This is a genomic window from Reyranella sp. (genome assembly GCF_965227665.1).
Lineage (GTDB): Bacteria > Pseudomonadota > Alphaproteobacteria > Reyranellales > Reyranellaceae > Reyranella.
Genome location: NZ_OZ245767.1, coordinates 3,686,085 through 3,703,113 on the forward strand (window position 1 = coordinate 3,686,085; position 17,029 = coordinate 3,703,113).

Genomic DNA, 17,029 nt, shown 5'->3' on the forward strand with positions numbered 1-17,029 from the left:
GCGCAGTCGCGCATGGCCATGCTGAGCCTCTCTTCAGCGTTGCAGCCCAGGACCTCCATCCTGCCGGAGGGCGGGCGCGATTTCCTGCGACGCCGCATGATGGAGATCGTCGGTGTCGCGACCGCAGGCTTCGGCCTGGCGCTGATGATGGCGCTGTTCACCTACAGCCCCGGCGATCCCTCGCTCAATCACGCTACGGCGCGCGCACCCAACAACCTGCTCGGCCTGCCCGGCGCCTATATCTCGGACCTGCTGCTGCAGACCTTCGGTCTCGCCATCATCCTCGCCCCGGTCGCCTTCATCACCTGGGGCGTGCGCATGGTGCGCACTCACCATCTCGGCTTCTTCGGGCTGCGTCTCTCGCTGCTGCTGCTGGCCTTGCTGATGATGAGCGTGGCCTGTGTGGGCCTGGGCGATGTCGGCGGTGCCGCCACCCATGCCGGCCCGGGCGGGCTGGTCGGCCTCGCACTGGTCGGCCGCTTCCGCGAACTGGTGCTCACCCATTCGAGTGGCGGCGCCCTCACGTTCATCGAGCCCGGTGCGGCTGCCCTCGCATTCATCGCGATGGCCCCGGCGCTCGGTATGAACCGCACCGATCTGCCGCTGATCTTCCGCATCCTGCGCGCGCCCTTCCTGTGGGTCGCCTGGGGCATGCGGGCGGCCGTGGACCTGTGGCGCGGCAAGCCGCAGGCGCTCGAGGACGAGAACGAGCCGCCGGCGCCCCATATCGGCTATGCCGAGATTCCGGGCGAGATCGACGCCAGCCAGTACGATCCGGCGCGGTTCGAGACCCGCTACGAGCAGATTCCCGAGGAAGGCGCGGTGCTGCCGGCGCGCGATTCGCTCATGGTCGATGCGCCCTATGCCCCGATCGAGCGGCCGGCCGACGACATCCCGGAGGCGCCGGGCGGTCTTCGCATGCACTCGCCGGTGCTGGACGAGCCTGCGCCTTCAAGCGTGCAGGAACGCACCTTCCTCAGTCGCCTGACCGGCGGCCTGCGGATCGAGCCCTTCATGCGCCGCTCCGCGCCGGCGTCCGCCGCGCCGGCGGAACGCATCGAGCCGGGCTTCGGCGGGTATGAAGCCGCGTCGCCGCCGGCGCCGGCACACTATCGCCAGCCGGTTGCCGACGAGGAGTTCGAGGCGCCGCCGCCGGTTGCCGTCGAGCCCCCGCCCGCACCTGTCGCCGAAGAGCTGGTGGACGAGGAGACCGACGACAATCCGTTCGCGCCCGACAATGCGCTCGACGTCGAGCAGCCGGTGGCCGCGCCGCCTACCCCTGCGGCCGTGAAGATCGTGCCGCGCAAGTCGGCCGCGCCGCAGGGCAAGCGCGCCGCCAAGGCTGGACAGCGCGAGCTGGCCCTCGGGGCCCATTACCAGCTGCCGCCGCTCGACATCCTGTCGCTGCCGTCGCGGGTCAACGCCCAGCCCAAGATCGACGAGGAGGCGCTGGAGCAGAATGCGCGCCTGCTCGAGACGGTGCTCGAGGATTTCGGCGTCAAGGGACAGATCGTGAAGGTGCGGCCGGGACCGGTCGTGACCCTCTACGAGCTCGAACCCGCGCCCGGCACCAAGTCGAGCCGCGTCATCGGTCTTGCCGACGACATCGCCCGCTCGATGAGTGCGGTCTCGGCGCGCGTCGCCACCGTGCCCGGCCGCAACGTCATCGGCATCGAGCTGCCCAACGCCAAGCGCGAAACGGTGTTCCTGCGCGAACTGCTGTCGACCAAGCACTACGAGGATTTGCGCCTCGGCCTGCCGCTGGCGCTGGGCAAGGATATCGGCGGTGATCCGGTCATCGCCGACCTCGCCCGCATGCCGCATCTGCTGATCGGCGGCACCACCGGCTCGGGCAAGTCGGTGGCGGTCAACACCATGATCCTTTCGCTGCTCTACCGGCTGACGCCGGATCAGTGCCGCTTCATCATGATCGACCCGAAGATGCTGGAACTCAGCGTCTACCAGGACATCCCGCATCTGCTGACGCCCGTCGTCACCGAGCCGCGCAAGGCGATCGTCGCCCTGAAGTGGGTGGTGCGCGAGATGGAGGACCGCTATCGCGCCATGAGCGCGGTCGCCGTGCGCAACATCGCGGGCTACAACGAGAAGCTCGCCGAGACGGCCCGAAAGGGCGGCGTGCTGACCCGCAAGGTCCAGACCGGCATCGATCCCGAGACGCGCAAGCCCATCTTCGAAGACGAAGAGATGGACCTGAGCCCGCTGCCCTTCATCGTCGTCATCATCGACGAGATGGCCGACCTGATGCTGGTCGCGGGCAAGGAGATCGAGGCGACGGTGCAGCGCCTGGCCCAGATGGCGCGCGCGGCCGGGATCCACGTCGTGATGGCCACCCAGCGGCCGTCGGTCGACGTCATCACCGGTACCATCAAGGCCAACTTCCCGACCCGAATCTCCTTCCAGGTGACGTCCAAGATCGACAGCCGCACCATCCTGGGCGAGCAGGGGGGCGAGCAGCTGCTGGGGCAGGGCGACATGCTCTACATGGCCGGCGGCGGCAAGATCGCCCGCGTCCATGGCCCCTTCGTCAGCGACGGCGAGGTCGAGGAGGTGGTCCGCCATCTGCGGGCCCAAGGCGCGCCGGCCTACATCGAGTCGGTCACCGATGACCCCGACGGCGAGGGCTCGGGGAGCGGCTTGCCGGGCGACGCGGAGGAGGGCGAGAGCGACCAGCTCTACGACCAGGCGATCGCGCTGGTGGCCCGCGAGCGCAAATGCAGCACGTCTTTCATCCAACGTTACCTCCAGATCGGCTATAACAGGGCCGCCCGCATCGTCGAGCGCATGGAGCGCGAGGGCGTGGTTAGTGCAGCGAACCATGTCGGCAAGCGCGAGGTCCTGGCCCGCGACATCGACGACCGGGAACGCTGAACGTCCCGTCTGACCGCGGGCCGAACGAGGTACGATGACAGATCAAGCCCCGCCCGGATCGGTTTCCGGGACCCCGGCCACGGCGAAACCCGGTGCGCAGAGCGCCGTTGGGGCGGCTCCTGTTCGACGCCGCCGCCGTTTCCCGCTGGTCTGGCTGGTGCCCATCGCGACGGCGCTCATCGCCGGATGGCTGGCGTGGGACGCCTTCTCCAAGCGCGGCCCGATGATCACCGTGTCGTTCGACACGGCCGCCGGCCTCACGGCCGGCCAGTCGCAGCTCAAGTACCGCAACGTCGTCATGGGGACGGTCAAGACCATCACCATCCCGCCCGACCTGTCGAAGGTGCTGGTGACGATCGAGACGGTGAAGGAAGCCGAACCGCTGCTCACCGACAAGACCATCTTCTGGGTGGTGAAGCCGCAGCTCTTCGCCGGCAATATTTCCGGCCTCGAGACCATCCTGTCGGGCTCCTACATCGGCATGCGGCCGTCCTCCGAATCGGGCGCCGCAAAACGTGAGTTCGTCGGCCAGGAAGACCCGCCCATTCTCCAGGCCTCGGTCAAGGGAACGACCTTTCGGCTCGACTCCAGGCGGCTGGGATCGATCAGCCTCGGTGCGCCGATCTTCTTCCGCGACATCGAGGTCGGGACGGTGCTCGGATGGGACCTGCACGACCTTGCCAGCCGGGTCGCCATACATGCTTTCGTGCGGGCACCGTACGACCGCTACGTGCGCGACGATTCAAACTTCTGGAACGCGTCCGGCCTCTCGGTCTCGTTGGGTGCCAACGGCGTCAACATCCAGATGGAGTCGCTGCGGGCCATCTTGCTGGGCGGCATCGCCTTCGATACGGCACACGATTCGACCGCCCCGATCAGTCAGGCCGATCATCGTTTCAAGCTCTACGCCAACCTCGAAGAGGCCAAGTCCGCGGGCTTCGGCCAGCAGATCAAGCTGATCTCCTATTTTCCGGGGTCGGTCGCCGGCGTGACCGAGGGGTCCGAAGTGAGGTTCCACGGCCTCAAGATCGGCGAAGTGACCCGTGTCGGGCTGGTTTACGATCCCAAGACCGACCGCATCGTCGCGCCGATCCATTATCGCGTCGAGTCCGGCAGGGTGAGCAACCTCGCAAAGACCCGGGGAATGGAGCCCATCAACGTCGCCGAGGAGATGATCAAGCGCGGACTGCGCGCGACTCTGCAGGCGCCGAGCCTGATCAGCCCGCAGAAGGTCATCTCGCTGGAGGTCCTCGCCGATCCCAAGCCCGGCGAACTCACCGAGGAAGACGGCCACTATGTGATCCCGGCTGTCGAGCTGGGCGGCTTCGACAGCATCACCACCTCGGCCAGCGAGCTCCTGAGCAAGATCAACCGCATCGACTTCGACAAGATCGGCAACAGCCTGGTCGGCGCCTCCGTCGGCATCGACCAGATGGTGAACGGGCCGCAGATCAAGGCAACGCTGGTGGCTCTCGAGAAGGCGATGATCGACGTGCAGGACATCGCCCGCAAACTCGACGTCGATGGAACGCCGGCGCTGAAACGCCTGCCCGACATCGCCCAGCAGCTGCAGGAGGCCGTCACCAAGGCCAATCGCCTGATCGGCTCGGTCGACAAGGGCTACGGCGACACGTCGAAGTTCAACCGGGAGCTCGATCGACTGCTCCCGCAGCTCACCGACGCGGCGCGCTCGATCCGCTCCCTCGCCGACCTTCTGACGCGTCACCCCGAAGCCCTGATCAAGGGCCGCACCAACACAGGCAAGGAATGACCTCCCTTCGTTTCGGCCGCCGCCAGTTCGGCCTCCTCGCCCTCCCGGTGCTCGCCGCGCCGGCCCTCCAGGCCTGCAGTACCTCGCCGGAACCCGTCCTCTACACACTCGCCGTGCGGCCGGGTCCGGTGCTCACGCGGGGACCGCGCATCGTGCAGGTGCGCGATATCGGCCTGCCCGGCTATCTCGACCGCAAGGAGATCGTCCGCTCGACGGACGATTCCAAGCTCGACGTCCGTGCGAACTCCTGGTGGGGCGAGCCGGTCGGCGGAATGCTGGGGCGGACGATCGTGATCGAACTCTCGCAGCGACTCCCCAACAGCCAAGTCTACAGCGAAGCCGGCTCGATCACGGCGGATCCCTATGCCACGGTGGGCATCGACATCCAGCGCTTCGACGCCGACAAGGGTGGCAACGTCATCCTGCTGGCGCAGGTCGCTATCGGGTTCAACCGGCCGACCCGGACCGCCGCGCGCAACTTCTCGATCTCGAAGCCCGTCGCAACGCCGGATACGCCGGGCCACGTCGCCGCGATGAGCGACGCGCTCGGCGAGCTGTCGGACGGCATCGCCGCGCTTCTTCAGTAGCGCCATGCTGCGGGCCTTCGCCGTGCCGCGCGACCCCGGGCCTCTGGTGACGCAGCCGCAGCTGCGTGAATGTCATGGCTGTGGCCTGTTCCAGATCGTGCCGGCGATGGCGGCCAACATGCGCTCCGACTGCGAGCGCTGCGGCACGCCGCTCCGGGCCACCCGCGCCGATCCGACGGGCCGTTGCCTGGCGCTCACCTTCGCCTCGCTGGTGCTGTTCGCCGTGCTGTGGCTTGCGATGCTGATGAAGGTCTCGACCGCCGGCATCGTCCACGAAACCACGATCCTATCCGGCCCGTCCGAGCTGGTGCGTCACGGCCTGTGGCCGCTGGCGCTGGCCGTCTCCTTCACCACGGCGTTCGCGCCGCTCATCAAGTTCGCCGGCACGCTCTACGTGCTGGTCGGGCTGCGAATGCGGACCTTGCCGCCCAATCTGCGCGGCATCTTCCTGATCGCCCGGCGCATGGGCACCTGGGCGATGCTCGAGGTGCTGCTGCTGGGCGTGTTCGTGGCCTACACCAAGCTGGGCGACCTCGTGACGATCCAGCTCGGGCCGGCGGTCTATGCGCTGGGCGTCCTCACGGTGGTGATCGTCTGGGCCGAACTCGCCCTCGATCCGCAGGCGGTGTGGGAGGAGATCGAGCGCCGCGGCCAGACCCATGCGCCGATGCCGCCGGTCGCACCGCTCGAGTACCGGCCGGGTGCGGCGGGGTGCGAGGACTGCAAGCTCGTCTGCGTGCCGGCTGAGCATGACGGTCGTTGTCCGCGTTGCGGCGCGCGCGTCCACGAGCGCAAGCCCGACAGCCTCAATCGGACCCTCTCCCTCGCCCTGGCAGGCGCCATCCTCTACATCCCGGCCAACGTCTATCCGGTGCTGACGGTGATCCAGCTCGGCTCCGGCGCACCCAGCACCATCATGGGGGGCGTCGAGGAACTCGTCTCGTCCAAGATGTATCCGCTGGCGCTTCTGGTCTTCTTCGCCAGCGTCCTGGTGCCTCTGTTCAAGCTGATCAGCCTGATCGGCATGATTTCAGTAACCTCGCTTCCCGGAACGGCCCAAACCGCCGGTGTCTTCCTGCGCCAGCGCACGAAGCTCTATTTCATCGTTGCCTGGATCGGCCGCTGGTCGATGGTCGACATCTTCATGGAGTCGTTGCTGGGGGCGCTGGTGCAGTTCGGTCGCGCGGTGACCATCGACCCCGGCATGGGGGCGCTGGCCTTCTGTGCCGTGGTGATCGTCACGATCTTCGCCGCCGAAGCTTTCGATCCGCGCCTCATGTGGGATGCCGCTGCCCGCAATCCCCATCGACAAGGTCGACCATCGGCCGCTCCATCCGGTGCGGCGGTCACGGCACTGCCTTCCGGCTGAGCGTCCGGCGAAAGTTCGACAACTGACCTTTCTGCGCAGCGAATAGCGCCGCAGCGGCCGGATTGACTCGCTTCAGCGCGAATGTCCTAATGTCATAACAATAGAAGAGCCGGTGTCATCAGGCGCTGGCCACAACATCCCTGGGAGGGAACGATGAGGGCTTTCAAGGCCGCCATCCGCACGCTTGCGTTCGCAGCTCTCGGCACCCTGTCCGTTGCGACGGCGCGCGCCGACGACATCGTCGTCACCCACTACGGCTCGCTGCTCTACGGCGTGCCCTACGCCATCGCGATGGAGAAGGGCTACTTCAAGGAAGCGGGCGTCGATGTGAGCGGCATCCTGACCTCGAAGGGCGGCGGCACCAGCGTCCGCAACATGATGGCGGGCGATACGCTGTTTGCCGAAGTGGCGCTGCCGGCGGCGCTGGCGGCCATCAAGGAAGGCTTCAACATCAAGATCATCAGCGGCGGCACCAACGGCCGCAGCTCCTTCTGGGTGACCCGCGTCGGCGAGGCGATCGACAAGCCGGCCGACCTCAAGGGCAAGCGTTTCGTCTATTCGCGGCCGAAGTCGGTGAGCGAGGCGATCACGCTCTCGGCGCTCAAGTCCTGGGACGTCACCGCGGCCGACGTGAAGATGGTCGCCATCGGTGATTTCGGCGCGGGCCTTACCGCGCTCGAGCACAACAAGGTCGACGTCGCCATCATTCCCGAGCCGATCTTCTCCCAGAAGGAAAAGGCCGGCACGAAGTACAAGACGCTGGGCTGGCTCGACGAGAAGCTGCCGGCCTATGCCCAGACGGTCGGCATCGCGACCGACGAGACCATCGCCAAGCACGGGCCCAAGCTGAAGGCGGTGATCGAGGCGCGGCGCAAGGGAGTCGAGTTCCTCCATGCCAATCCCAAGGAGGCCGCCCAGATCGTCGCCAAGGCCTACAACTTGCCGCTCGACGTCGTGACCAACGCCATCGCCAACGTAACCAAGATGAACCCGACCTGGTGGGGCAGGGGCCAGCTCGAAATGCCGCTCATGCAGTCGATGGCCGATGCGCTGGGTTCGGTCGGCGCGTTGCAGCTGCCGGTGGACTGGAAGGCGGCGACGGATCCGCAGTTCGCGCCTGCCGCGGCGAAGACCCAATGATCGCGGGGGCGCCGCGTCTGGCGGCGGTCGAAAACGAGGCCACCCACAAGATCCATGCGCGTCTCGAGGGCGTGACGCGCGTTTACCCGCCGCGCGCGGGCCATGGCGAAGTGCATGCGCTCGGCCCGATTTCCTTCGACCTCCGGGCGGGCGAGTTCTTCAGCGTCGTCGGACCGTCCGGTTGCGGAAAGTCGACCCTGCTCGACGTTCTGTCGGGTCTTGCCGTTCCCTCGGCCGGCACGGTCGAGTTCGAGGGCAAGCCGGTGCATGGCGAGGTGCCGGACGGAGTCGGCGTCGTGTTCCAGGAGGATGCGAGCTTTCCCTGGCTCACCGTCGAGGACAACGTCGCCTTCGGCCTGCGCCGCGCCGGCGTCGATGCTGCGGAGAGCAAGCGGCGCGTCGATTTCGCGATCGGTTTCATGGGGCTGCGCGACTTCCGGCGGGCCTATCCCAGCCAGCTCTCCGGCGGCATGCGCCAGCGCGTCTGCATCGCGCGCACGCTCGTGCTCCAGCCGCGATTGATCCTGCTCGACGAGCCGTTCGGCGCGCTCGACCAGCAGACGCGCCTGCTGATGGGCGACGAGTTGCTGCGCCTGTGGCGCGAAACCTCGGCCACGGTGCTGCTGATCACCCACGCGCTCGACGAGGCCAACCTGTTGTCGGATCGTATCGGCGTGATGTCGGCGCGACCGGGCCGTTTCCTCGACATCGTCGAGACCGGCTGGCCGCGCGACCGCGATTCGCGCCTCGCCGAGCGGGCGGATTTCGGTGCGGTGACCTCGCGCCTCTGGTCCTACCTGAGGGCTGAATCGCTGCGTGCCATGGGGCAGGGGACGGCGGCGCGATGAGCAAGGCCGGCTGGATCCGCACCATCCTGCTGGTGGGAGCCGTCGCCGCCCTGGAACTGGCCTGCCGGACCGGCGCGATCGCGCCGACCATGGTGACCGCCCCGTCGAAAATGGTGACGACGCTCGTCGAAACATTGCAGTCGGACGAGATCGGCATGCACCTGCGGCACACGCTGTCGGCCGTGGCCATCGCCATGAGCATCGCCATCGTCGGTGGCTTCGTGATCGGCTTCATCCTCAACGGGGTGCCGTTCCTGCGCCGCGCCTTCAGCCCCTTCCTCGCGGCCTACTACGCCATCCCGCACTTCGCCTTCTATCCGCTCTTGATCGTGATCTTCGGTCTGGGGCCCGTGCCCCTGATCGTGCTGGCGACCCTGTTCGCCATGGTCGCGATGATCCTCGCCACGATGGCGGGCCTCGACCGCGTGCCGCGCGTTCTGTTGCGGACGGCGCGCATCCACCGCCTGTCGCTGATCGAGGAGATCTGGCGGGTGCGTCTGCCGGCGGCGGCGCCGCACATCCTGTCGGGCCTCAAGCTCGCCGTCGCCTATTCGTTCATCGGCGTGATCGCGGGCGAATTCATCCTGTCAACCAGCGGCATCGGCCACGAGATCGCCTTCGCCTACGACAATTTCGACAATCCGCGCATGTATGCGCTGATCCTGTTCGTGCTGGGGATCGTGACCCTGTTCAACATGGCGGTGTTCGCCTGGGAGCGTCGCATGCTGCGCCGGCGCGGGGCATGAGCCGCGGGCTGCTCTCGTTGCGCGCCTGGCGCGACCCCATCCTCGTCGCGATCTCGCTGGTCGCGCTCTGGCAGGTCCTGCACGAGATCGCGGGCGATTCGGCCGTAACGGCGCCGGCCCCGACGCTCGCCCATCTCTGGGAAATGATCGGGCAGGCGCGCTTCCTGCCGCATCTGCGCGAGACCGGTCTCGCCTTCCTGCAGGCGCTGGCCATCGCCTGCGGCGGCGGCGTTCTGATCGGCGTCGTGCTGGGCGGACACAAGCTCACCGGCGAGGTCGCGGAACCCATCCTCGTCGCCCTCTACTCGGTGCCGAAGATCACGCTCTATCCCGTGATCCTGCTGCTGTTCGGCCTGGGCATGCCGGCCAAGGTGGCGTTCGGCGCGCTACACGGGATCATTCCCGTCGTCCTCTTCACCATGAACGCGGTGCGCAACGTCAACCGGACCTATCTGCGGGCGGGCCGCGCCATGCGGCTCACCCCGGCGCAGACCGGCTGGTACGTGCTCGTCCCCGCCACCCTGCCCGAGATCTTCTCGGGCCTGCGCATCGGCTTCTCGCTCACCCTGCTGGGCACCATGCTGGGCGAACTCTTCGCCTCGCAGCGCGGGCTCGGGTTCCTGCTGATGACGGCGATCGACCTTCACGACGTGAAGACGATCCTGTCGATTGCGGTGCTGATCTCCGTCTTCGCCATTGCGTCCAACGCAGCGCTTCTGGCGATCGACAAGCACCTGCATCGCGGAGAGGCTTCCGAGAAGTCATGAACAGGATCGCCGTTGCCCGCGAAATGGGCTCGCCGCTGCATCACCAGATCTATCTGGTGCTGGCCGACGGCATTTCGACCGGGCGCTATCCCGAGGGCGAGCCGCTGCCGACCGAGGAACAGCTCACCCGTATGTTCAGCGTGTCGCGCATCACCGTCCGTCGCGCGATGGCCAGCCTGCACGATGCCGGGCTGATCGAACGCGGCGCCGGACGGCGCACCATCGTCCGGCCCCAGATCGGCCAGCCGATGCGCATGCCGGTCTCCTCGGTGATCGAGAACATCGTGTCCTATGGCGCCGAGACGGTCGCCGAGGTCCTCGAGTTCGGTTACGTCGAAGCGCGTGGCTTTGCACGCGACCGGCTGTGGGATGCCGATGAAAATCCGGTGCAGCGCGCGGTGCGCGTCCGGTCCCAGGACGGCACGCCGGTCATGCACCTGACGAGCTACGTTCCCGCCGCGCTCGGCCGGACCTTCACCCGGGACGATCTCAACAGCATCCCGATGTTCCAGCTCCTGGGGCGGGCGGGCGCCCATATCTGTGGTGCCGAACAGCTCGTCTCGGCGGTGCTGGCCGAACCGCTGGTCGCCTCGCGCCTCGGCGTCAAGGTCGGCGCGGCCCTCATCGACCTGCGCAGCCTGATGATCGACCAGAAGGGGCGGGCGGTCGAATATGTCGAGATGCTCGCCGTGCCGGAGCACCTGAAGCTGCGCTTCACCGTGCATCCCGAGACTCTCAAGTCGCCTTCGCGCCCCACGCCCGCCCCGAAACGCAAACGCTAGAGGAACAAGCCATGTCCAACGCTGCCAATCTCCGCAAACTGCTGTCGTCCAGGAAGATGATCGTGGCGCCCGGCGCCATCGACTGCATCACCGGCCGCGCCATCGCCCAGGCGGGCTTCTCTGCCGCCTACATGACCGGGGCCGGCACCTCGGCGACTCTCGGCTATCCCGACTACGGGCTGATCACCATGAGCGAGATGGTCGGCAATGCCAGCCGGATCGCCAATTCAATCGACATCCCGCTGATCAGCGACAGCGACACCGGCTTCGGCAACGAGCTGAACGTGTTCCGCACGGTGCAGGAGTTCGAGCGGGCCGGCGTCGCCGCGATCCACATCGAGGACCAGGTGTTCCCGAAGAAGTGCGGCCATCTCGACAACAAGGAGCTGGTGAGCCGCGAGGACTTCATCGCCAAGATCCGCGCCGCCTCGGCCGCACGCAAGTCGAAGGACTTCTGCATCATCGCCCGCACCGATTCGCGCGCCGTCGCAGGCCTCGACGAGGCGATCGAACGCGCCAATGCCGCGCTGGCCAACGGCGCCGACGTGGCCTTCGTCGAGGCGCCGCAGACCATGGCAGAGATCGAGTCCGTGCCGAAGCGGGTCAACGGCCCGTGCCTGTTGAACGTGGTGCGCGGCGGCAAGACCCCGGAGATCGATCTCGATGTGGCTGAACGCATGGGCTACGCCATCGCCATCGTCCCGGGCCTGCTGCTGGGCGGCATCATCCAGACCTGCGACCGGCTGCTCGGCGACCTGAAGCAGGGCAAGTTCCCGCCGGTCACCGGCTCGCCCGGCAAGACCTTCGCGCGCTTCGGCGCCGCCGAATGGGACGAGCGCCGCACGGCGTTCCGTGACCCGATCAAGGCTGCCGCCGAGTAATCGGGCTCGTACGACTTTCACGGAGGAAGTGCATGGCCGCCGCGCGCACGATGTTCGAGAAGATCTGGCAACGTCACGTCGTCGTCGATCGCGACGACGGCTACACGCTGCTCTATATCGACCGCCACCTGATGCATGACGGTTCGGCGGCGGGCTTCGCCAAGCTGCGCGAGCGCAACATGAAGCTGCGCCGACCCGATCGCGGCTTCGCGACGCCCGATCATTATGTCCGCAGCGACAGCCGTGCGATCGCGGACATCGCCGATCCGCATCATCGTAAACTCGTGGAACAGATCCGCACCAACACGGCCGAGAGCGGTGTCACGCTGTTCGATCTCGGCGACGAACGCCAGGGCATCGCCCATGTCGTCGGCCCCGAACAGGGCGTCACCCAGCCGGGCCTGACGCTGGTCTGCGGCGATTCTCATACCTCGACCCACGGCGCGCTGGGCGCTCTCGCCTTCGGCATCGGTTCCTCCGAGGTGGCGCACGTCATGGCCACGCAATGCCTGTGGCAGCGCAAGCCCAAGGCGATGCGCATCAGCGTCGACGGCACGCTAGGCGACGGCGTGACGGCCAAGGACGTGATCCTGGCCATCATCGCCAGGATCGGCACCGCCGGCGCGGTCGGCCATGTCATCGAATATGCCGGCAGCGCGATCCGGGGCCTCTCCATCGAAGGCCGGCTCACGGTCTGCAACATGTCGATCGAGGCCGGCGGCAAGGCCGGCATGGTGGCACCCGACGACACGACCATCGCCTATCTTCAGGGTCGTCCCTTCGCGCCCAAGGCGGCGGAATGGGACAAGGCGGTCGCCTTCTGGCGCACCGTCCCGAGTGACGAGGGCGCGGTCTTCGACCGCGAGGTCAGCCTCGACGCGGCTTCGATCAAACCGATGGTGACCTGGGGCACCAGTCCCGAGGATGCGCTGTCGATCGACGGCCGCATTCCCGAGCCCTCGACGGCGCCGGACGCCGCCAAGAAGGACAGCATGAAGCGGGCGCTCGACTATATGGGCCTGGTACCGGGCACGCCGCTCGAGCAGGTGCCGGTCGATCGCGTGTTCATCGGCTCCTGCACCAACAGCCGGATCGAGGATCTGCGAGCCGCCGCCAAGGTCGCCAAGGGCCGCAAGGTCGTGATCCCGTCCTGGGTGGTCGCGGGATCCGGCCTGGTGAAGAAGCAGGCCGAGGCGGAGGGGCTGGACAAGATCTTCGTCGAGGCCGGATTCGAATGGCGAGAGCCCGGCTGCTCGATGTGCGTCGGCATGAACGGCGATACCGGCAAGCCGCAACAGCGCATCGCCTCGACCTCGAACCGCAACTTCATCGGCCGGCAGGGACCGGGCGTGCGGACGCACCTCGTCAGCCCGGCAATGGCGGTGGCCGCCGCCGTCTCCGGCCACTTCGCCGACGTCCGCAAGCTGGCCTAGAGGGAATTGCCATGGAAGCCTTCACCACGCTCGACGCCGTCGCGATCCCGATCGACCAGCCGAACCTCGACACCGACCAGATCATCCCGGCGCGGTTTCTCGGCAAGCCGCGCGACATGCAGGTCGGCGCGCTGTTCCATGACCTGCGCTATGCACCGGACAAGACGCCGCGGCCCGACTTCGTCACCAACATGCCGGCCTTTGCCGGTGCGAAGATCGTCGTGGCCGAGCGCAACTTCGCCTGCGGCTCCTCGCGCGAGAATGCCGTCACGGTGATGGTCGACAACGGGCTGCGGGCCTTCATCGCGCCGAGCTTCGGCGACATCTTCTTCAACAACTGCTTCCAGAACGGCGCCCTGCCAATCCGCCTCGATGCGGCGCGGGTGGCGGAACTTCGCGGGATGCTGCGTGCCTCTCCGGGCGCGAAGATCAGGATCGACCTCGCGAACCAGACCGTGGTCGGGCCCGACGGCAGGATCGATCGGTTCGAGATCGATTCCTTCCGCAAGGACTGTCTGCTGAAGGGCGCCGACGAGGTCACGCTGACCCTGAGCTACGACAAGCAGATCTCCGCCTTCGAGGCGAAGCAGCGTCAGGAACTGAGCTGGCTGTAGCGCGGAAGCGCTATTTCGCGGGGCCGAAGCCCTGCAACGTCCAGACGAGCGGGGAGGGGTCCACCCGGACCTCGCCGGTCTGTGGCCGGTCGATGTCGATGATCAGCACGATGGCGAGCGTCCAGACGCCGAGCAGCAGCACGGACAGCACCGGCTGGCGGCTGCCGACCAGACCGAAGCCATAACCCACGGCGCCGACGGCAAAGACCGAGACGGTCAGCAGAAGCCGCAGGATGTAGGGCGGCACGTGGGTGTGGAAGTTGCGCCGGTTGGTCAGCGACAGGTCGATCATGTCGTTGAGCGAGGACAGCAGCAGTCCGGAGATCGGCGTGGGTGACCGTTCCGCCATGCCGCGGGCGATGGTCCACATTTCGGACTGGAGCCTGTTGGTGCGCTCGAGCAGACGCTCTTCGCTCTTGGCCGGATCCGAACTGCCCGTCACCATCGCGATGCGCACTTCAGTGTAGTCGCGCAGAAGCCGCTGCAGCGTCTCGCCCTCGCTGCCCGTCCCGACCGTTGCCCGCAGCCAGGCGGTGCCGATGGCATTGGCCTCGGCCAGGACCGAGTCGCGACGCTGCTGATAGCGGTCCGAAGCCATCGAAAGGGAAACCCCGAGCAAAAAGGCGAGCAGGCCCATCATGCCTGCGGTCGCGAAATTGACCGTCGATTTCTCCCCGTCCGTGGGCGTGTGCCGGCGGGCGACGAACTTGCCGAACTGGATTCCGACCTCGAGGGCTGCCAGCAGAAGCAGCAGGATGAAGAGACCGGCGAGGTGCAGGTTGCCGTTGGCGATGCCCTGAAAGAAGCTGATCAGCGCGTCGAAGGGGCCGAGGGACATGGCTCGAAGATCCCGGCAGGGCGTTCAGGGCTTCCAGCGGAGGAAGTTGGCGATCAGCCGCAGACCCGTCGCCTGGCTCTTCTCGGGATGGAACTGGGTGCCCGCAAGATTGTCGCGGCCGACGATCGCGGTGATCGGTCCGCCATAGTCGGTCAGGGCGAGCACCGTCTCCGGCTTGCTGGCCGCGAGCTGGTAGGAATGCACGAAGTAGGCATGGGCGCGCGGGGCGATGCCCTCGAGCAGGGCATGCGGCCTCAGGTCCGTCAGCTCGTTCCAGCCCATGTGCGGGATCTTGAGATGGTCCTTGCCGGGTTCTATGCGCACCACGTCGCCGGCAATCCAGTCGAGACCGGCATGGATGCCGTACTCGACGCCGCGCGTCGCCATGAGCTGCATGCCGACACAGATGCCGAGGAACGGTTTGCCGCGCTCGATCACCTCGCGCTGCAGCGTGTCGACCATGCCCGGCACCCCATAGAGGCCGGCGCGGCAGTCCGCGAAGGCGCCGACACCGGGCAGCACGATGCGGTCGGCGGCAGCAACCTCGGCCGGCGACGAGGTCACCAGCACGCGGTCATCGGTCCCCGCCTCGCGCGCGGCCCGTTCGAAGGCCTTGGCGGCGGAGCGCAGATTGCCCGATCCGTAATCGACGATGGCAACAGTCATGGGGCGACGGTCATGCTGGAGCCTAGAGCACGCCCTTGGTGCTGGGCACGGCCGTCGTCTGGCGCGGGTCGATTTCGACCGCCACGCGCAGCGCCCGGGCGATGCCCTTGAAGCAGGTCTCGACGATGTGGTGGTTGTTCTCGCCGTACTGGTTCCACACGTGGAGCGTCAGGCCGCCCAACTGGGCGAAGGCCTGGAACCATTCCTTGAACAGCTCTGTGTCCATGGTGCCCAGCTTGTCGCGGGTGAAATTCACCTTCCAGATCAGGTAGGGGCGGTTCGACACGTCGAGCGCCACCTGGGTCAGCGTCTCGTCCATCGGGATGGTGGCGCTGCCATAGCGGCGGATGCCCTTGCGGTCGCCCAGCGCCTTCGACAGGCACTCGCCCAGCACGATGCCGGTGTCTTCCGTCGTGTGGTGATAGTCGATGTGCAGATCGCCCTCGGCGCGCAAGGTGATGTCGATCAGGCTGTGGCGCGAGAGCTGCTCCAGCATATGGTCGAGGAAGCCGATCCCGGTCTTGATGTCGTAGACGCCGGTGCCGTCGAGGTTGATGGCGGCGGAAATGCGGGTTTCCTTGGTCGCGCGGTCCACGGACGCGCGGCGTCCGCCGCTTCCGGGCGTCGTCAGAGAGGGCTGGGTCGTGGCCATGGGGAGGTTCATACAGGAACGCGGGCGGCCCGGTCGAGCGCCACACGCGTCAGAATGACGCCCGCCAGCACGACCAGCCCGCCCAGCACGCGGGCCAGGGTCAGCGGATCGCCGAAGAAGGCGGCCGACAGGCCCACCCCGGCAACCGGGATCAGGTACATGTAGACCATGACCCGGCTGACCCCGAGCCGGTCGAGCGCTGCGGTCAGGCCGAGGAAGGCAACGCCCACCGGGAAGATGGCGGTGTAGAGCCAGAAGCCCAGCAGCCGGCCGTCGAGCCTTGCGAACTCTTCGAGCGAACCGAAAGCGAGGGATATCGGCAGCAGCACCAGCGAGCCGAACAGGGTCGTCCAGGCCATGACCGGGAGCGCGCCCAGCCGTTGATTATAGGGCGCGCAGCGCTCGACATAGAGGGCCCAGGCAAACGCCGAGAGCATCCAGAGCAGGGTGCCGTCGAGGCTGCCGAACGACAGCGTGACAGCCGTGAGGCTGTTGTTCACCACCAGCACGACGCCTGCGAAGGCCAGCCCGATGCCGGCCCAGCCCAGCGCCGGCAGCCGCCGCCCGCCAAACCAGGCGAGGATCGCGGAGAAGGCGGTGGTGGTGGTCATGAGAATCGAGCCGACGCTCGGCGCGGTTCGCGACATCGCGAGGCCCCAACAGGCCTGGAAGAACGTGACGCCGATCAGCGACAGCAGGAACAGCGGCAGCCAGTCGCGCCGCGCCAACCCGAGCCTCCGGCGCATCAGCCTCATCGCGGCGAACAGGAAGAGACTGGCGATCAGGTAGCGCGAGGCGCTGTTGAGCAGCGGGCTCATGACCTGCAGCACGTCCTTGGCGAAGGGATAGCTCGATCCCATCAGCATGGCCGCGCCGAACGCCATGAGGTCGCCGGTGTAGCGGCGTTCCTTGGTCCCCGCCCCCGTCATACGGGGGAGGGCCAGGGAGGGGGAAAGCACCGCGGGCAATCGTCGAACATCTTCGTGCTCTCTTAAAACGACAGACGCTTCGACTGTAGCCTTCCCCCTCCGGGCTTGCAGGCCACC

16 protein-coding genes are annotated in these 17,029 nt (G+C 67.2%); 12 read left to right on the plus strand and 4 right to left on the minus strand.

What is annotated here, in order from left to right:
* Positions 1-12: 12 nt before the first annotated feature.
* From ACO07I_RS17750 to leuD, 12 genes are all read left to right on the plus strand, one after another.
* A complete protein-coding gene (locus ACO07I_RS17750; RefSeq protein ID WP_422009706.1) occupies positions 13-2,889 on the plus strand; it encodes a DNA translocase FtsK in 2,877 nt (958 codons plus the stop codon).
* Between the two features lie 34 nt (positions 2,890-2,923).
* Positions 2,924-4,660: an intermembrane transport protein PqiB gene (locus ACO07I_RS17755; RefSeq protein WP_422009707.1), complete on the plus strand. Its 1,737-nt coding sequence runs from the start codon at positions 2,924-2,926 to the stop codon at positions 4,658-4,660.
* Positions 4,657-5,247: a PqiC family protein gene (locus tag ACO07I_RS17760; RefSeq protein ID WP_422009708.1), complete on the plus strand. Its 591-nt coding sequence runs from the start codon at positions 4,657-4,659 to the stop codon at positions 5,245-5,247. Before ACO07I_RS17755 ends, ACO07I_RS17760 begins: the two co-directional genes overlap by 4 nt.
* 4 nt (positions 5,248-5,251) lie before the next feature.
* Positions 5,252-6,616 carry a paraquat-inducible protein A gene (locus ACO07I_RS17765; protein ID WP_422009709.1) on the plus strand — a complete coding sequence of 455 codons (1,365 nt, stop codon included), beginning with the start codon at positions 5,252-5,254 and terminating at the stop codon, positions 6,614-6,616.
* 153 nt (positions 6,617-6,769) lie between these two features.
* Positions 6,770-7,756 carry an ABC transporter substrate-binding protein gene (locus ACO07I_RS17770; RefSeq protein WP_422009710.1) on the plus strand — a complete coding sequence of 329 codons (987 nt, stop codon included), beginning with the start codon at positions 6,770-6,772 and terminating at the stop codon, positions 7,754-7,756.
* Entirely contained in the window at positions 7,753-8,604 is an 852-nt protein-coding gene (locus tag ACO07I_RS17775) for an ABC transporter ATP-binding protein (RefSeq protein WP_422009711.1), read from the plus strand. Before ACO07I_RS17770 ends, ACO07I_RS17775 begins: the two co-directional genes overlap by 4 nt.
* Positions 8,601-9,350, plus strand: coding sequence for an ABC transporter permease (locus tag ACO07I_RS17780; protein WP_422009712.1), 750 nt, complete (start codon positions 8,601-8,603; stop codon positions 9,348-9,350). The genes ACO07I_RS17775 and ACO07I_RS17780 overlap by 4 nt, the downstream gene beginning before the upstream one ends.
* Positions 9,347-10,117 (plus strand): ABC transporter permease, encoded by a 771-nt coding sequence (locus tag ACO07I_RS17785; protein WP_422009713.1) that lies wholly within the window; start codon positions 9,347-9,349, stop codon positions 10,115-10,117. Before ACO07I_RS17780 ends, ACO07I_RS17785 begins: the two co-directional genes overlap by 4 nt.
* Complete coding sequence (locus ACO07I_RS17790) at positions 10,114-10,899, plus strand: GntR family transcriptional regulator (protein ID WP_422009714.1); 786 nt, start codon at positions 10,114-10,116, stop codon at positions 10,897-10,899. Before ACO07I_RS17785 ends, ACO07I_RS17790 begins: the two co-directional genes overlap by 4 nt.
* An 11-nt stretch (positions 10,900-10,910) precedes the next feature.
* The gene (locus tag ACO07I_RS17795; RefSeq protein WP_422009715.1) at positions 10,911-11,780 is read left to right on the plus strand and encodes an isocitrate lyase/PEP mutase family protein; all 870 of its coding nucleotides are present in this window, start codon (positions 10,911-10,913) and stop codon (positions 11,778-11,780) included.
* A gap of 32 nt (positions 11,781-11,812) precedes the next feature.
* Complete coding sequence (gene leuC / locus ACO07I_RS17800; RefSeq protein WP_422009716.1) at positions 11,813-13,213, plus strand: 3-isopropylmalate dehydratase large subunit; 1,401 nt, start codon at positions 11,813-11,815, stop codon at positions 13,211-13,213.
* Positions 13,214-13,224: 11 nt separating this feature from the next.
* On the plus strand, positions 13,225-13,827 hold the full coding sequence (gene leuD, locus ACO07I_RS17805) for a 3-isopropylmalate dehydratase small subunit (RefSeq protein WP_422009717.1): 603 nt from the start codon (positions 13,225-13,227) through the stop codon (positions 13,825-13,827).
* Between the two features lie 10 nt (positions 13,828-13,837).
* Here the strand turns inward: leuD and ACO07I_RS17810 are convergent, their stop codons facing one another.
* From ACO07I_RS17810 to ACO07I_RS17825, 4 genes are read right to left on the minus strand one after another with little or no spacing between them, the layout of a single operon-like run.
* On the minus strand, positions 13,838-14,665 hold the full coding sequence (locus ACO07I_RS17810; RefSeq protein ID WP_422009718.1) for a hypothetical protein: 828 nt from the start codon (positions 14,663-14,665) through the stop codon (positions 13,838-13,840).
* A gap of 24 nt (positions 14,666-14,689) precedes the next feature.
* The gene (hisH, locus tag ACO07I_RS17815) at positions 14,690-15,331 is read right to left on the minus strand and encodes an imidazole glycerol phosphate synthase subunit HisH (protein WP_422009719.1); all 642 of its coding nucleotides are present in this window, start codon (positions 15,329-15,331) and stop codon (positions 14,690-14,692) included.
* A 22-nt stretch (positions 15,332-15,353) separates the two neighbouring features.
* Positions 15,354-15,983: an imidazoleglycerol-phosphate dehydratase HisB gene (gene hisB, locus ACO07I_RS17820; protein ID WP_422009720.1), complete on the minus strand. Its 630-nt coding sequence runs from the start codon at positions 15,981-15,983 to the stop codon at positions 15,354-15,356.
* An 8-nt stretch (positions 15,984-15,991) separates the two neighbouring features.
* Complete coding sequence (locus ACO07I_RS17825) at positions 15,992-16,942, minus strand: DMT family transporter (protein ID WP_422009721.1); 951 nt, start codon at positions 16,940-16,942, stop codon at positions 15,992-15,994.
* Positions 16,943-17,029 lie beyond the last annotated feature (87 nt).

Excerpts from the sequence above, each read along its gene's own strand:
- ACO07I_RS17765 (WP_422009709.1), top strand. The coding sequence starts at position 5,252 with ATGCTGCGGGCCTTCGCCGTGCCGCGCGACCCCGGGCCTCTGGTGACG.
- ACO07I_RS17760 (WP_422009708.1), top strand. The coding sequence starts at position 4,657 with ATGACCTCCCTTCGTTTCGGCCGCCGCCAGTTCGGCCTCCTCGCCCTC.
- hisB (WP_422009720.1), bottom strand. The coding sequence starts at position 15,983 with ATGGCCACGACCCAGCCCTCTCTGACGACGCCCGGAAGCGGCGGACGC.
- ACO07I_RS17755 (WP_422009707.1), top strand. The coding sequence starts at position 2,924 with ATGACAGATCAAGCCCCGCCCGGATCGGTTTCCGGGACCCCGGCCACG.
- ACO07I_RS17780 (WP_422009712.1), top strand. The coding sequence starts at position 8,601 with ATGAGCAAGGCCGGCTGGATCCGCACCATCCTGCTGGTGGGAGCCGTC.
- ACO07I_RS17795 (WP_422009715.1), top strand. The coding sequence starts at position 10,911 with ATGTCCAACGCTGCCAATCTCCGCAAACTGCTGTCGTCCAGGAAGATG.
- ACO07I_RS17770 (WP_422009710.1), top strand. The coding sequence starts at position 6,770 with ATGAGGGCTTTCAAGGCCGCCATCCGCACGCTTGCGTTCGCAGCTCTC.
- leuC (WP_422009716.1), top strand. The coding sequence starts at position 11,813 with ATGGCCGCCGCGCGCACGATGTTCGAGAAGATCTGGCAACGTCACGTC.
- ACO07I_RS17775 (WP_422009711.1), top strand. The coding sequence starts at position 7,753 with ATGATCGCGGGGGCGCCGCGTCTGGCGGCGGTCGAAAACGAGGCCACC.
- hisH (WP_422009719.1), bottom strand. The coding sequence starts at position 15,331 with ATGACTGTTGCCATCGTCGATTACGGATCGGGCAATCTGCGCTCCGCC.
- ACO07I_RS17790 (WP_422009714.1), top strand. The coding sequence starts at position 10,114 with ATGAACAGGATCGCCGTTGCCCGCGAAATGGGCTCGCCGCTGCATCAC.
- ACO07I_RS17785 (WP_422009713.1), top strand. The coding sequence starts at position 9,347 with ATGAGCCGCGGGCTGCTCTCGTTGCGCGCCTGGCGCGACCCCATCCTC.
- leuD (WP_422009717.1), top strand. The coding sequence starts at position 13,225 with ATGGAAGCCTTCACCACGCTCGACGCCGTCGCGATCCCGATCGACCAG.
- ACO07I_RS17810 (WP_422009718.1), bottom strand. The coding sequence starts at position 14,665 with ATGTCCCTCGGCCCCTTCGACGCGCTGATCAGCTTCTTTCAGGGCATC.
- ACO07I_RS17750 (WP_422009706.1), top strand. The coding sequence starts at position 13 with ATGGCCATGCTGAGCCTCTCTTCAGCGTTGCAGCCCAGGACCTCCATC.